At 41.3% G+C, this 14,809-nt stretch carries 10 protein-coding genes; 5 read left to right on the top strand and 5 right to left on the bottom strand.

What is annotated here, in order from left to right:
- Window positions 1-33: 33 nt before the first annotated feature.
- Window positions 34-939 carry an alpha/beta hydrolase gene (locus N745_RS0102815; protein ID WP_038070585.1) on the top strand — a complete coding sequence of 302 codons (906 nt, stop codon included), beginning with the start codon at window positions 34-36 and terminating at the stop codon, window positions 937-939.
- Between the two features lie 9 nt (window positions 940-948).
- Here the strand turns inward: N745_RS0102815 and N745_RS0102810 are convergent, their stop codons facing one another.
- From N745_RS0102810 to N745_RS0102800, 3 genes are all read right to left on the bottom strand, one after another.
- Window positions 949-2,064: an HD domain-containing phosphohydrolase gene (locus tag N745_RS0102810; protein WP_024850623.1), complete on the bottom strand. Its 1,116-nt coding sequence runs from the start codon at window positions 2,062-2,064 to the stop codon at window positions 949-951.
- A 289-nt stretch (window positions 2,065-2,353) separates the two neighbouring features.
- Window positions 2,354-3,469 carry an HD domain-containing phosphohydrolase gene (locus N745_RS0102805; RefSeq protein ID WP_024850622.1) on the bottom strand — a complete coding sequence of 372 codons (1,116 nt, stop codon included), beginning with the start codon at window positions 3,467-3,469 and terminating at the stop codon, window positions 2,354-2,356.
- A gap of 108 nt (window positions 3,470-3,577) precedes the next feature.
- Window positions 3,578-4,552 (bottom strand): YbgA family protein, encoded by a 975-nt coding sequence (locus N745_RS0102800; protein ID WP_024850621.1) that lies wholly within the window; start codon window positions 4,550-4,552, stop codon window positions 3,578-3,580.
- A gap of 116 nt (window positions 4,553-4,668) precedes the next feature.
- On the opposite strand from N745_RS0102800, the gene N745_RS0102795 reads away from it, so the two are divergent.
- Complete coding sequence (locus N745_RS0102795) at window positions 4,669-5,220, top strand: peroxiredoxin (protein WP_024850620.1); 552 nt, start codon at window positions 4,669-4,671, stop codon at window positions 5,218-5,220.
- 14 nt (window positions 5,221-5,234) lie between these two features.
- Here the strand turns inward: N745_RS0102795 and N745_RS12205 are convergent, their stop codons facing one another.
- Window positions 5,235-6,539, bottom strand: coding sequence for a hypothetical protein (locus N745_RS12205; RefSeq protein ID WP_157833737.1), 1,305 nt, complete (start codon window positions 6,537-6,539; stop codon window positions 5,235-5,237).
- Between the two features lie 405 nt (window positions 6,540-6,944).
- Between N745_RS12205 and msrA the strand changes: the two genes are divergently transcribed.
- Window positions 6,945-8,207: a peptide-methionine (S)-S-oxide reductase MsrA gene (gene msrA, locus N745_RS0102785; RefSeq protein WP_038070915.1), complete on the top strand. Its 1,263-nt coding sequence runs from the start codon at window positions 6,945-6,947 to the stop codon at window positions 8,205-8,207.
- 78 nt (window positions 8,208-8,285) lie between these two features.
- Here the strand turns inward: msrA and N745_RS11635 are convergent, their stop codons facing one another.
- Entirely contained in the window at window positions 8,286-10,955 is a 2,670-nt protein-coding gene (locus N745_RS11635; protein WP_024850617.1) for a methyl-accepting chemotaxis protein, read from the bottom strand.
- 355 nt (window positions 10,956-11,310) lie between these two features.
- Between N745_RS11635 and N745_RS0102775 the strand changes: the two genes are divergently transcribed.
- Together N745_RS0102775 and N745_RS0102770 are read left to right on the top strand one after the other, a co-directional pair.
- Window positions 11,311-13,326 (top strand): cache domain-containing protein, encoded by a 2,016-nt coding sequence (locus N745_RS0102775; RefSeq protein WP_024850616.1) that lies wholly within the window; start codon window positions 11,311-11,313, stop codon window positions 13,324-13,326.
- Between the two features lie 156 nt (window positions 13,327-13,482).
- Window positions 13,483-14,790 (top strand): NAD(P)/FAD-dependent oxidoreductase, encoded by a 1,308-nt coding sequence (locus N745_RS0102770; protein WP_024850615.1) that lies wholly within the window; start codon window positions 13,483-13,485, stop codon window positions 14,788-14,790.
- Window positions 14,791-14,809: the final 19 nt, after the last annotated feature.

Here is a 14,809-nt window from a genome sequence, read left to right as displayed (position 1 = left end):
ATTAAAGTAATTAACCTATCAACGAGGTGTGCAATGAAGACGGTAATATATGCTTTTCTATTAATGTTTAGTTTGTCTCATTCGGCATTTGCTAAAGAAGTTAAAATTCCGTTTGGAGAATTAACTTTGAACGGAGAGTTACTTTTAGCTGATGGTAAAACTCTGAAAGATGGTGTGGTACTTTTCACTCATGGTACATGGATGAATAATAACTACAGCACAGCCAACACGCTAAAGAACTACTTGCCGGATTCAGGCATCAACATCCTCACTATCAACTTAAGCTTCAATGTGAATGATCGCCATGATAACGCGATGATTTCCTGTGACCGAATCCACACTCATAAGCATACTGATGCGATGAAAGAAATTGGAGCATGGGTCAAGTGGCTTGAAAAGCAAGGCGTTCACAACATCACGCTTGCTGGCCACTCTCGCGGTGGCAACCAAACAGCTTGGTATGCATCAGAACACAATGCAGATGCGAATATTAAACACGTCGTGCTATTTGCACCGCAACTTTGGTCAAAGAAAAGTGAAATTGCTGAGTATAAACAACGTTTCCACAAAGACTTGACCAAAGAAGTCGCTAAAGCCGATAAACTGGTTAAAGCAGGTAAAGGCAATGAAGTGATGCCTCATACTGATTTAGTCTATTGTGAAGATGCCAAAGTAACAGCTGCTAGTTTTGCAAGCTACTATGATTTTAATCCGAATATGGACACGGTTCATTTACTGCCGAAGATCAAAAAACCCGTTTTGGTTTTTGCAGGGACGGATGATACTGTCGTGAAAGATTTGCCTGAGAGAATGAAACCTGTTTTACAAAAGCATGCAAACATTCATCTTGATGTAATTGATGGTGCCACGCACTTTTACCGTGATTTCGCGGGAGAGGATGCGGTTGAGAAAATGGTCTCTTTCATCCAAAAAGACTAACTAAAATTATCATGCTGGCCGTTTATCGGCCAGTAACGTTTGAATCTCTTGAATTGACTCTTCTTCCTCTATCAACGCTTGAACACAACTTTGACACAATAACCCTTTGTTTGACATACGAAGCAACTCTTCAAAAGCTTCCTCATTACTCCAAGACAATTTATAAGGTCGAACCGTCGTTAACGCATCAAAAATATCCGCTACTGCAACGATTTTCGCCTCTGTAGGAATCTCTTTTTCTTTAAGACCATCTGGATAACCAGAGCCATCTAACTTCTCGTGATGAGATCGTATGATATTTTTGATTACGCCAGCTTGCTTTATTTTTTCAAGGCCATAATTTTTTAACATTGTTTTACTTAAGTCATAACCTTTGATCGTGTGCGTCTTCATCACTTCAAACTCTTCAACGGTTAATTTTCCAGGTTTTCGAAGAATATCATCTGGTATCGAAATTTTACCGATATCATGCAAAGGTGAAAACATGAAAACGTACTCTATAAACTCATCATTGAGTTGATATTTGCTTGCTACGCCCTTAGCTATATGGCGTGCATAGTATGCAACTCGACTAACATGCTCCCGTGTTTCAGGGTCTTTTTCATGCGTTAATTCAAGCGTTGTTTGGATAGTGGCTTCTAGTGTATGTTGCGTACGTTTAAGATTGGTCATCAATAGGCTAATAAAATTCACCGCCAACTTAAGAGCTATAATCACGTCATCTTGAAAATAGTCTTTTTCTTTAGAATTAAAAGAGACCATTCCAATAAACTTTTCTGCATCATAAATAGGGACAATATAACTGGATTTATAACCCGCTTTTCTTATGCTTTCAGTGTGTTCTCGACCATTAGAGCTAAAAGCAGTTATATCCTGTACAATTCGAGGCTGTCGGGTTTCCTTAAGCTTTCTTAATGACTCCGAATTCGACAACTTATATTCGTAAAAGGTTAGGTTCTCTGCTTCATCACCTGAAAAAGCAAAAGTCTTTAAACTTCCAGTCGTTTCATCATACAAAGCAACGCCAATACGATGAATAAAGCTTAGCCTTTGATTCAAATAACTACGAACCCAAGATAACTGTTCACCAAAAGATTGACTCTTAGACTCCGTAAGTGAGAACATAAAATAACCCTTATCTTTATAATGTTATATTCACATTCTAATACAAAAGTCTGTAAAAACAACTATCTAAAAGCATCGACTTTTGATCTGAGGGCTAAACCTGCGGGATAGGGGTTTAAGAAAACCTAAGTAGATAAGTAATTCTAGCCGTGTTGAAGCAACACAAAAGCACCCATCTTTACGAAGTCGATGGTGCATCGCACTCTTGTCTGGATTTTGCAATGGGAAGAAGCTGTCGAGAAAATGGTCAACTTCATCAGGTCTAAATAGCAGGTATATAAAGCTTAGGTCAGCTTATCTTAGGGTCTGCGAGTGTCTCTTGTATCTCACAGACCTTTTCTTTGTGTTCAACCAGAGCTTCAACGCAGGTTTTGTCCAGCAAACCTTGATTTGCCATTTCCTCTAACTCCGCAAACGCGGCCGCATTTGACCAAGCCTGTTTATAGGGTCTTACGGTGGTCAAAGCGTCGAAAATATCTGCAACCGCCACAATCTTAGATTCCAAAGGAATTTCATCGCCCTTCAGACCGTCCGGATAACCGCTGCCATCGACTTTTTCATGATGATACCGGATAACGTTCTTAATCATGGGCGCGAACTTTATATTTTCCAAGTCAAAATTTTTCAACAAAAGGCCTGCCAAATCTGACCCTTTTGTCGTGTGCACCTTCATGAAATCAAATTCCTCATCCGTCAACTTACCGGGCTTCCTTAAAATTTCATCCGGAATGGAAATTTTGCCGATGTCATGCAATGGTGCAAACATGAATACGTGCTCTACGAATTCATCATCATACCCATAATCCGGCGCTACCTCTTTAGCGATAATTCTTGCATAATGAGCCACACGAGCCATGTGTTCTTGTGTTTCTGGGTCTCTTTCCTTGCTCAGTTCCAGAGTTGTATGCACCGTGGCAAGTAAGAGATTTTCTACCCGTTTTTCATTTGCGACCATCACGGTCAGTAATGGACAGACCAACTCGATGTCATAAACCATCTCGTCGGTGAATGCCGATTTCTGTTTTGAATTAAAAAAAATCATCCCCAGAAAATTATTTCCGTTGAACATCGGGTAGGTATAACTGGATTTGAAGCCCGCTTTACGAATTTGGTCGGTATGAACTCTACTGTTAGGTTCATACAAATCAATATCATCCACGATTCTAGGAAGCCGGCTCTGCCTTACTTTATTCAAAGATTCTGATTGGGAAAATTGAAAATCATACATGGATAAAGGCGTGTCGTACTCACCTGTGTAGGCAAAGGTGATAAGAATATCGGTACTTGGTTCATAAAGGGCGACAGCCACTCGCTCGATAGCAGGGTATTTACTGTGAAGATAGTGATAGATTTCCTTCAGTTCTTCACTGAAAGTCACTTCATTTGAAAGGGTGATTTCATCCACAATCCTTTACCCTATATTGTATTGTTGATTTCATTTGACCAGTTTATTTGGGCAAAAACAAGCATATGTTTTGAATCCGTCCCCAAATATAACTCATCGAAACAGTCGCTACCTAAAAGCCGATACTTCCGATCTCAAAGCGAGGTCCGCAGGATAGGGGTGGAAAAACACTTGGGTGGACAGGTAATCGGAACCATAGTGATTCAAAAATTGCTCCAGCACCTTTATCACGGCAATCAATGGAATAACCCCCTGAATGAATTCCTGTACCGTCTGCTGATAATGATCTTTCTCATCAGCACTGATCTGCTCTTTAAAATAACCATAAACATGATCTAACACATTTCTTACCTGCCCTTTGGTGGAACGATGTGCTAGCAGTTCAAACATTTTTTCTTGGTAAGCTTGAAGTTGATCCTCTAAATTATCAGCTCTTGTATTGGCAACCAAGGGTCCCATCTCTCGGTAAATCACTTCACTTTTAGACATGAATAGGTATTTATGATCTCGGTGAAAAATCTGAAAATCTGCCAGGCTGGGGGTCGCTTCTAATAGTTCTCGCCAACGAGCGGAAGTAAAAGCATGCAGCATAAAGTTCTCTCTCAACCATGCATCTTGCAAGCGCCCTTCATCTTCTATCGCCAAATAAGGCGCTTGCTCTCTTAACTGCCCTGTAAATAATCCAGATGTCATAGGGTCTTTAGAGCCATGCCATTCACCATTGGGTTGATAAACTTTAATGCGTTCTATCCCACAACTAGGTGATTTTGATTTCACCACAGCGGCATCAAGATGCATTCCTAATAATTTAGGTACCATTTTATCGCCGTAAGCTTTAAGGCCTTCTGTGTAGTCGGTTGCACTTTTGTGTCCTTTAACGCGTACGCCTTGTTGCTCTTCCACCAAACGAATGGTTTCTCGAGGCGTACCTATTACAGCGGCTTCAGGACAGAAAGGATAAAAATCCGCGTATTTTGCTAAATGGTGATTAACGAAATCATCCTGTGCATGACCACCGTTATAACGACATTCTGTGCCTCTTAAACAGTCGGATACGGCAATCTTTAATCTAGGAAAATGCATCTTTGCTCCCTTTGACTTAGAACACACACCACAATTAAAAACCTCTGCTTTATCAGGTGTTTTCTAATGTAGATTTGAATTAGTATAGTGTTATATATCATCACAAGGGTAACGTCATGTCACTACCGAAACCATATTTTGTTTACACTTTTCTATTACTGGCGCTTGCTTCTGCTGCTTATTTTCATACCGCTCAAGCTCAGACATTACAGGTTGGTGAGATGGCACCAGATTTTTCATTGAAAAATCAACACGACAAAACGGTGACCTTATCTCAGTTTAAAGGGCACTGGGTGATACTTTACTTTTACCCCAAAGATGAAACGCCGGGCTGTACGACAGAAGCTTGTAGTTTTCGTGACAATATCAATAAACTCATTGCACAAAAAGCAACCATACTTGGCGTATCGGTTGACTCGGTGAGTTCACATAAAGAGTTTCAAACTAAACACAAACTACCGTTTGACCTTTTAGCAGACAAGAATGGCCTTGTGGCAAAACAGTATGATTCTTTACTTGATTTGATTGTGATGAAATTCGCGAAGCGTCATACTTTCATTATTAATCCAGAAGGACGCATCGCAAAAATCTATACTGACGTAGACCCTAAAGAACACGTTCGGATCGTGTTGACGGATCTAAAGGCACTACAAAGGTCAGACCATTAATGCTAAAAATCCGGTTAAGCATGGCCTTTGATGTTATAACTAGACTCCAACCAGTCTAGTAGTTTTTTGCGTGCTTCGATCTCTTTTTCAATATATTCCTGCAATTGCTCAAACAGGGTTTTAGGTTTTTCCGTTTCCTCAGTTCGTCGCGAAATAGACCAACCAAAGTGTGCATTGAATGAGTTGGATAACTTAAAGCTATTTTTCATAGATTGACGAGCTTGCTGCATATGATTGAAATCATCAGCCATTTTTTGCAGCTGCTTAAATGCTCGACTATTTTCTATCGTCTTTAACGCCCTATCCTTCGGAAGCTCAGCTAAATCAATCGCCTGAGACGTTTTCACTTGCCCATTTTCCATCAGCACAACCCCTGCTTGCTTGGTTTTACCTAATAACTCTCCCTGAGAACCTCGTAACTCCTGTGCATAATTAGCATTGCCCAGATAAATCGCACCAACCCCTGCTTCGGTTAACGTAAGAGTTGCGTTTGGATCAGCCTGATTTTGCCATAATTTCAAACGTTTAAAAATGGCATCATTTTCGTCTATCCAGCCATTGTGATCATCATCGTATTGCGCAAGTTCACCGTAAGCATTACCGGTTTTCGTACCAAACAATTCAGAACCATCCGTCACCTTGCCATCGCCATTGGCATCAAAGGTAAGATAACCACTTCCCTTTCCAAGAGAAGCATATTTTCCTGTTTTGCCATTGGCTTGCATATCGAATGCAAAACTGGTGTCTTGCAGTTGCACAGTATCGCTACCGAAATTAATGACTAAAGGGTCTTTCAGTTTTGTTAAACCAAACTCAACCTGAGTTTGTGCATCGACTTGTGTACTTTGTTGCTGACTAAGTGTGAGTGCAAAATCTACCTCCCGCCCATCTGCTAAAGTCACTGTGCCATGAGAGCTCAAAAAGCTATTACTCTCCTGTTGGTAATGAATTTGATGTGTAAAATTAAACGCGACTTCGCCACTCAAACTCATCTCCGTCGCTGGTCCAGAAGGAAATGCTTTTTGAAGTGCTATTTGCGCATTATCTGCACTTAAACTTGCTTGGCTAAGCTTTTCTGTAACCTGACTCAAGGTATATTGCTGTGAGTCATCACCCTGTCGAATCTCACTTTGTGCATTGATTTTTGTTCGATTGTATTGCGAGTAATCGTAAGTATTTTTTGACGAAGCTACCATTACCAACCTGCCCTCGTTGCTTGTAGTATCCGCGTGCGAGATATCGGTTCGGGTTCTTTGTGTCAGCTTAGTGCTGTCAGACTGTGCGTGCCCCAGAGACACCTGGGAAGAAGATATAATCATATTATGTGCTCCACTTATCGTTGACTTATCACAACTCTATTAAGTTGCGCTTTCCCTTGATAGCGGATTCACTTTGTTTTCTGGTCTAAAGTGATATTTTTATATTTTTTTGCGGTTCTAAATGACCACTGTTTCGCATAAGATTATCGGCTGAATAGCCAAAATATTGAGCAATATATAAAACAAATATGAGTATGTTTATGTGCAAAACATGACTAAACTGTGACCACTCAGGTTCCTGTGGAAGATATTCACCTCTACTCGGTCTATTACAATAAGACTCACAAAAAATGGATGAAACTTATGGCAACGAAATTTCAACGCTCTCGAATCTGGTCAACCTTTTGGTTTGCGCTAGTGAGCATGTTATTCTTTTCGGTACAAGGCTGTGCACAGGAGAAACAAATGAACACTACACAAGCAATGGGTGATGTCGTCGCCGCTAAAGAAACACCTATGAAAACCGAAACGATTGTTGTAGGTATGGGATGTTTTTGGGGGGCAGAAAAACGCATGGGCGAAATCCCAGGGGTCACTCATGTAGAAGTTGGCTATGCTGGTGGTGATGCGAAACATGCTGGGTACTACGATGTACTTGGGCTTGAGCGTGAAATTGAAATGGGAAAATCTCACGCACGCAACCATGCTGAAGTGGTGAAAGTAACCTTTAACCCTGCTGTCGTTAGTCTAAAAACCGTTCTTATCAAATTCTGGGAAAATCACGACCCAACGCAAGGAAATCGACAAGGCAACGACATCGGCACCAACTACCGTAGCGTCATTTACTATACAGAACCAGATCAAAAGGCTATTGCCGAAGAAACTAAGAAAATCTACCAGGCTGCCCTAACCAAAGCAGGCTATGGCAAAATCACCACGGAAATCGCACCACTACACAATTACATCAAGGCGGAAGATTACCATCAGGATTATTTGAAAAAGAACCCTAATGGCTATTGTGGGCTTGGAGGAACAGGTGTTGCCTACCCGGGATCAACCAACAAGCCATCAGGACACCCTATTTTAGATGCTTCTAAGTTGCATATGGACAAGCAATTGATTGTGTTTGAAGCCGAAGACTGCCCTTACTGCAAACTCTTCACCAAAGAGATTCTAAATAGCTGGAAAGCGGATGTTCCGGTTATCACCACTTTAAACCCTAACCCGCCAAAAGGCTGGACATTGGAAAAACCCTTGTTTGCCACACCGACCATTGTCTTTTTCGAACATGGCAAAGAAGTGTCACGCTACACAGGGTATAGCGGTGATAAAGACCGATTCTGGAAATGGCTTGGTTTTCGTCTACTCACACCCGAACAGCGAAAAATCGCTTTTCACAAAGGAACCGAATGGGCCTTTACAGGGTCTCATTTAGATGAAAAACGTCCCGGCACTTATGTTGACCCTATTACAGGTGCAGCCCTGTTCCGTAGTGATACAAAATTCAACAGTGGTACGGGGTGGCCTAGTTTCTTTAATCCTGTCAAAGGGGCTGTTGAGGAACGCGAAGATGATTCCCACGGCATGAAGCGTACAGAGGTTATAAGCGCCAGCTCAGGTATCCATTTAGGTCATGTGTTTAATGATGGCCCGCCACCAACACATAAACGTTATTGTATCAATGGCAATGTTCTGAAATTTGTTCCTGATGAAGAGCAAACAAAATAACAATAACCAATCGCTTTAAACAAAAACGGCAAGCTAAAAAGCTTGCCGTTTTTTTATCCCTCAAATGAAAAGACTGACTTAGAAGTCTTCCCATTCATCATCTGCACTCTTTGACTTGCCTTGCAAAGGTGAAACGATTTTTTCCGATGCGGGTTTGTCATTAGCTCGTTTTTCTTCCGATTTAGGCGCTTCCTTCGTTGCAGGTTTCGCTTGTGAGGCGGCTGTTGAAGCAGGCTTAGCTTCTAACTTTGTTACACTTGCTGGCTTTTTATCTCCTGCCGATAATTTTTTAGCCGCTGGCGGCTGAGAATGATGCGTTCTATTGGTTTTAAAGAACGCAATATTTTGACTCAAGCTAACTGCCTGTTCACTCATACTTTCCGCTGCCGCTGATGTTTCTTCAACCAAAGCCGCATTTTGCTGTGTTGCAGAATCCAAATCGTTCATTGCCTGATGCACTTGCTCAACACCTTTGGCCTGCTCTTCTGAAGCCTGAGCGATTTGTCCCATCATTTTGGCAATATTATTCACTTCCTCAGTAATACCCTGTAACACATCTCCAGACTCAGTCGCCAACTTAGTACCTTGATTAATTCGATCGACACTTTCGTTGATTAAAGATGTGATGTCCTTAGCTGCATCCGCTGACTTCTGTGCAAGACTACGAACTTCTCCGGCAACTACAGCAAAGCCACGACCATGTTCACCTGCACGCGCGGCTTCAACAGCCGCATTTAACGCCAACAGATTGGTCTGGAAGGCAATACCATCAATCAGAGTAACTATTTCAGAAATCTTATGACTTGATTCTTGAATAGCATTCATGGCTTCAATGGTTTGATGCATAACTTCATTTGCTTCTGTAGAACCCGATTGTACTTTTTGCACAACAATCGCAGCTTCACTCGCATTATCCGAGTTGTTCTGTACTGCAGCATTCATTTCTTCCATTGAAGCAGAAGTCTGCTCAAGTGCAGCTGCCTGGCGCTGTACACGTGAACTCAAATCTAACGCTCCTTGCGCCACTTCTTCTGAAGCAGTATTGACAACATCCGAAGCCTCTATCACCTGACCAACAATAACCGATAGCTTTTCAACTGATTGATTCACCGCATCAGACAGACGTCCCAATTCACCAGGGTAATTGGTGTCAATTAATTGCGTTAAATCGCCTTCACTTTGTGCCACAACGATTCTTGTAATGTCCTGCATTGCTTTGTTAAGCGAGTCCAACGATGTGTTAATACGATCTTTTAATCGTTTTAACTCTCCTTGAGCATCTGCCTCTACACGCTGACTGAAGTTACCACCACTCATTTGATCCATTACTTGGTTCACATCAGCAATAATACTATTAGTAACGGTCATAGTTTGTTGCGCACTATCAATGATTCGGTGATATTCGCCAGAAGCCGTATTTTGCAATTGGATATCGAAATTACCGCGCTTCATTTCATCCATGACTGTTGCAATCTGTTTGATAACATCGGCAATATTATCCAAACTCTGATTCATACCATCTTTCAGATTCAATAAGTCACCTTTATAGTCACCTTCAATACGCTGTGAGAAGTCTCCTGCTGCAATCGCAGTAATGGTTGAGTTTGACTCTCTTAGAGCCTCACCGACCTGTGCGAGCAATTCATTAACAGCGAGTGCAGTTCTACCCACCTCATCCTCACTGGAAACATCTGCACGAATAGAAAAATCACCTGTTTTCATAATATCGTCAGTGGTTTTTTGCATCTTGGCTAAAGGAGTTACAACCATACGATTGATTGCCATCACCAATATTACTGCTAGGATAAAGATACCCAACATTACGCCTGCAAGTGACATCCATGCGGCATCTTTTGCTTTGTTCATCGGGTCAAAGTAGAACGATGATGGCAGCATAAACATATGACGCCCCATAACATCGCCATTACTGTCATAAGCCGGTAGGTCCATCACAACATAATTATCTTTTAGATAAAATTCGATTTTCTTACCATCAACCGGCTTATAAACGCGCTTTAGTTCATTAACAGTGTCTTTTGAGAACCAACGGTTGTTTGCCAATATATAGTTTTTATCGATTGCTTCGTTGTTTTCAACAACTGGCATTTTGCCGTAATGATCTTTTATGTAACGACGATCGGCCAAAAGCACCCACTCACCATGCTCAACTTTTCTAAAGTTTTTCGCTACAGATGCCAACCCTTGCACAAATGTAATTAGACCACTGAATTCATCGCCATCATAAATGGGTGACACAGATATAATCCCAACACCCTTGTCCCCTATTGCCAATGCACCGAACGCTTGTTTTTCTTTCATGGCTCTTTGTATGATTGGACTGTTAGAGACGTTTTGCCCATAACTGTCTAAATCCCAAGATTTTAATAAAGAACGCCCATCAAACGTAATCAGCTGTACACCGATGTTTTTATAAACGGTTTTCTTTGCATAGCCGGATTTAATGCCTTTGAAGAACGGCAATAATGAGTCTCTGTCTTCGACTTGCAAAGCGGAAATGATATTGGAAGACAAGCTGATTGCAGATGCACCCGCGATACCAACCTGTGATTTTTGTTCTATTTGGTGATCTATAAACACCTGAACCTTATCCAGCAACTTTTGCTGCACTTGGGACTCTACGGGCTTAACAAGCATTATATACATCACAAAACCAACGACTGATGCGACTATGACACCAACAATAATAGAAATAAACGTTACTTTTGCTTTTAATGAACGCTTTATCACAATACCCCTCCATGCGATATGTACGAATAACGACACACAGCTTTTGTTATTAAAAATCCTAATAGATACTGTAGCACTGAGTTGCCACTAAACGAACCCAAAATCGACCTATCATTATAATTAAAATTTTTAATAAACCATTCCGCGACAAACTGTATCTTCTTTATTTAAATCCCTCAATAGGGCAACAGTGCACCAAATTTACCAATTTCACACGCTAAATGTCCATTCGAACTTTTACCCATCAAACTCATTAACTTCCTGTATTTTAAATATTTACACAAGTTGGAACTACCATTGCTAGACCATAAAAGATATTAATAATATTCTTATATAGACACAGTGGTTTAAAAATATGTCAGCGCAAAACAAATCAGAAGATCATAAACAATTTACGCAATTCCTTCCTGAAGTGAAACGCTACTTAAACGAATTAGAGCACCAGGATCTATGGTGGACTACTGTTGCCATGGTCGGGAAAATCAACAATGAGAACATTGACCCGCAACTATTATTATCAATTGTTGAAACACAAAAAGAGTTTCAAAACCTCCGAGACACCATGATTAAAGAACTGATTGGCCGTTACTTAAACCAGGCTAACAGTGAAATCATGCTTAAAGCACAGGCTGCCATCGATATTTTGATTCGAAACCTATTCGAGCGTACTGCTGACGTTGGCTTCTTAGCAACAGATGATGATCTGGTCGACTTTATGGTTAAACCTAATGTGACAGATGAAGACAAGGAATTCATTCACGAGCGAATCATTGAATATGTTGCAAAATACACGGTTTACGATGATGTACTGCTGGTTTCAGTAAATGGAGATGTCAAAGCCAAGCTAGATTTAAATAATCCCGTTACACATAGTCGTGATCCAATCATCCATGAAGCCATCACCACCAAAGAAGAATATGTAGAAATTTATCGACGCTCAGACCTGTTTCCAAACAAAGCAGACAGTCATATTTACGCCAAGAAAATCGAAGCCAATGTGAATGGACAAATTGAAACGGTTGGTGTGCTATGTTTGAGTTTTAACTTCCAAGATGAAATGGAACGAATCTATAAAACCCTGTCTCAAGGGCAACAAGGCTATGAAATCATGCTTCTTGATGATCAAGGTAAAGCGATTTCATGTAACAGCTCTGACAAAACAAAACGCAACACGAAACAAGTTGACCCCCATGTTTTTAGTAGTCCAGAACGCTCTGGAGACAAACTTCAATATGCAACCAAAACACATGGTTATCAAGGTTATTACGGTCTTCCATGGCTGGGGTTCGTTCAGGTTCCAAACAATGTGGCCTTTGCCGACAAAACAGATGGCCATGAAATCGATGTAACCATTCCGTCTGACTCACCTCTTTACCTACGTGACCTGGAAGAAACCAACCTAAAAGTCAGTACTCTACTGCTCATTGTTATATTAAACGGTAAAATTTTGTCATTAAAACGAGATGTTAAAGCCTTTTTGCCGGTCCTTGATAGCTTTCAAAATATCAGCATTGATATTCAAGAGATCTTCAACAGTTTTATCCACCATATCCACCATGTACTGGTTAAGACCATTCAGGGTAAAGCTGCTTTTAGCGCAACACTTGGTGTTGAAGTAATGGACAGAAACCTCTACGAACGTGCCAATGACTGTCGTTGGTGGGCGTTAAACAGTTCTTTCCGTCAGATACTGTCACGTTATAACCAAACACAAGAAATTACCGAAGCAGAAACACGAAAGTTGACTGATATTCTCGGCTACATCAATAAGCTCTACACTGTTTATACAAATATCATGCTTTACGATCAGCGAGGGCGAATCCTCGCGGTATCTAATCCTGTTGAAGGACACTTAATCGATACCATTATTCCACGACCAAACGATACTTCTCGATGCTTGTCGTTAGAAGATACTCAATCGTATGTCGTTTCAGACTTCCATAACACAAACCTATATGGCGATGAATATACCTATATCTATCATGCAGCAGTTAAAGACTGGGAAAACGTGAACCGAAATGTTGGTGGTATTGCACTTGTGTTCGACAGCAAGCCTCAATTTGAAGCCATGCTAAAAGAAACCGAACCAAAATATCTTAATCAACAAATCAATAAAACCACTTTTAGTTTCTTTGTCGATAGACGAGGAATGATTATTGCCTCAACCAACGAAAAACATCAAATTGGTGAAACATTAGATTTACCCAGCGAGATTTTGACTGCTGATAATGGTCAAAATGACACTATCTACTGGCTATGGGATGAAGTACCTTACTTAGTGGGCTATAAAGTGAGCGAAGGCTACCGAGAATATAAAAATGGTGATGGTTATGACAATGATGTCATTGCTTTGGTCATGACAGGGATTTAACTCCCTCTTTTTGATGCAATGACGACTCAATCACACAAATTCTGCATTAAGTCATTTATTTGCTTACAGAATCTCGCTATAGTATGGAATACAGAATGTCGATTGTATGAGTCAATAACTCGGTAAATCGGCAATAGCCATGCAGGGAGATATGCAATGCAAGACTCTGTTTCAATCCCCAAAATCGTCATAGTCGGTGGCGGAGCAGGAGGCTTAGAACTTGCAACCACTTTGGGGCACAAGCTAGGCAAAAATCACCAAGCCCAAATCACCTTGATTGACCCCAATCGAGTGCATCTATGGAAACCTTTACTACATGAAGTGGTTGCTGGCTCACTTGATACGGGTATGGAAGCACTCAGCTACCGTGCGCATTCCTCGGAGAATCATTACTACTTCCGCCTGGGTGCAATGGATGGCCTCGATAAAACTCACAAACAAATTAGTCTAGCCCCGCTATTTGACCACCATGGCAAACAAATCCTTAAGCCAAGAAAGATTGATTACGACATTCTAGTCATCGCACTCGGAGCTAAATGCAATGACTTCGGCATAGAAGGTGTGCATGAAAATTGTTTCAAACTTGACAATAAGGAAGAAGCCGAAGACTTTCACCTCTCTTTTCTCAACCGGTTCTTACAGTTTTCAGAAACCGCTCATGATGGAGAAAACGTCAGTATCGCTATCGTGGGTGCTGGAGCGACAGGTGTGGAGCTTTCAGCTGAATTGTATAACGCGGTGGATAGGCTGGAACAATTCGGTGTTGACAAAATCCACCACCAAAGCCTTCAAGTCACCCTCATAGAAGCCGCACCAAGGATCTTGCCAGCTTTAGATGAAGGCATTGCAACTAAGGCAGGAAAAACCTTAACTGACCTCGGCGTCAACATTTGCGTGAACCGGAATGTTAAGGGCGTATCATCCTACACCCTTCACACTTCTGAAAGCGATATTCATGCAGACCTATTAGTCTGGGCAGCAGGCATTAAAGCCCCCGCTTTTTTATCCGAACTGCAGCTTATCACCAATCGTATTCACCAGATAGAAGTAGAGGAAACGCTCCATGCTATAGGAGAAGACGCTATCTATGCGATTGGAGATTGTGCCTTTCTAAAACCCGACCATGCAGAGCGACCCGTGCCGCCCACTGCACAAGCAGCACACCAAATGGCGGCTTTCTGCGCTAAAAATATTATTAGACAATTGAAGAAGCAGCCTCCTAAAAAATTCCGCTATTGCGATCATGGCGCGCTGGTTTCCCTTGGCCGTTTCCAAACATTCGGTAGCTTGCTGGATCAGCTTTTCCATAAACACTGGTTAATTGAAGGAGGGCTTGCGCATTGGGCTTATGCAAGCCTATATAGGCAGCACCAACTCGCCCTACATGGTTACTGGAAAACCTTTTGGATTATCGTCAGTAGTTTGATTGAAAAACGGATTAAACCTAAATTGAAGCTTTACTAACCAAACGCTTTAAGCTGCT

Source organism: Hydrogenovibrio kuenenii DSM 12350 (assembly GCF_000526715.1).
Lineage (GTDB): Bacteria > Pseudomonadota > Gammaproteobacteria > Thiomicrospirales > Thiomicrospiraceae > Hydrogenovibrio > Hydrogenovibrio kuenenii.
This window is presented reverse-complemented; position numbering and strand designations above follow the sequence as displayed.

What these genes read in the sequence shown, in the direction of transcription:
- N745_RS0102815 (WP_038070585.1), top strand. Translation starts at nt 34, where the DNA reads ATGAAGACGGTAATATATGCTTTTCTATTAATGTTTAGTTTGTCTCAT.
- N745_RS0102810 (WP_024850623.1), bottom strand. Translation starts at nt 2,064, where the DNA reads ATGTTCTCACTTACGGAGTCTAAGAGTCAATCTTTTGGTGAACAGTTA.
- N745_RS0102800 (WP_024850621.1), bottom strand. Translation starts at nt 4,552, where the DNA reads ATGCATTTTCCTAGATTAAAGATTGCCGTATCCGACTGTTTAAGAGGC.
- N745_RS0102795 (WP_024850620.1), top strand. Translation starts at nt 4,669, where the DNA reads ATGTCACTACCGAAACCATATTTTGTTTACACTTTTCTATTACTGGCG.
- N745_RS12205 (WP_157833737.1), bottom strand. Translation starts at nt 6,539, where the DNA reads ATGATTATATCTTCTTCCCAGGTGTCTCTGGGGCACGCACAGTCTGAC.
- msrA (WP_038070915.1), top strand. Translation starts at nt 6,945, where the DNA reads ATGAACACTACACAAGCAATGGGTGATGTCGTCGCCGCTAAAGAAACA.
- N745_RS0102775 (WP_024850616.1), top strand. Translation starts at nt 11,311, where the DNA reads ATGTCAGCGCAAAACAAATCAGAAGATCATAAACAATTTACGCAATTC.
- N745_RS0102770 (WP_024850615.1), top strand. Translation starts at nt 13,483, where the DNA reads ATGCAAGACTCTGTTTCAATCCCCAAAATCGTCATAGTCGGTGGCGGA.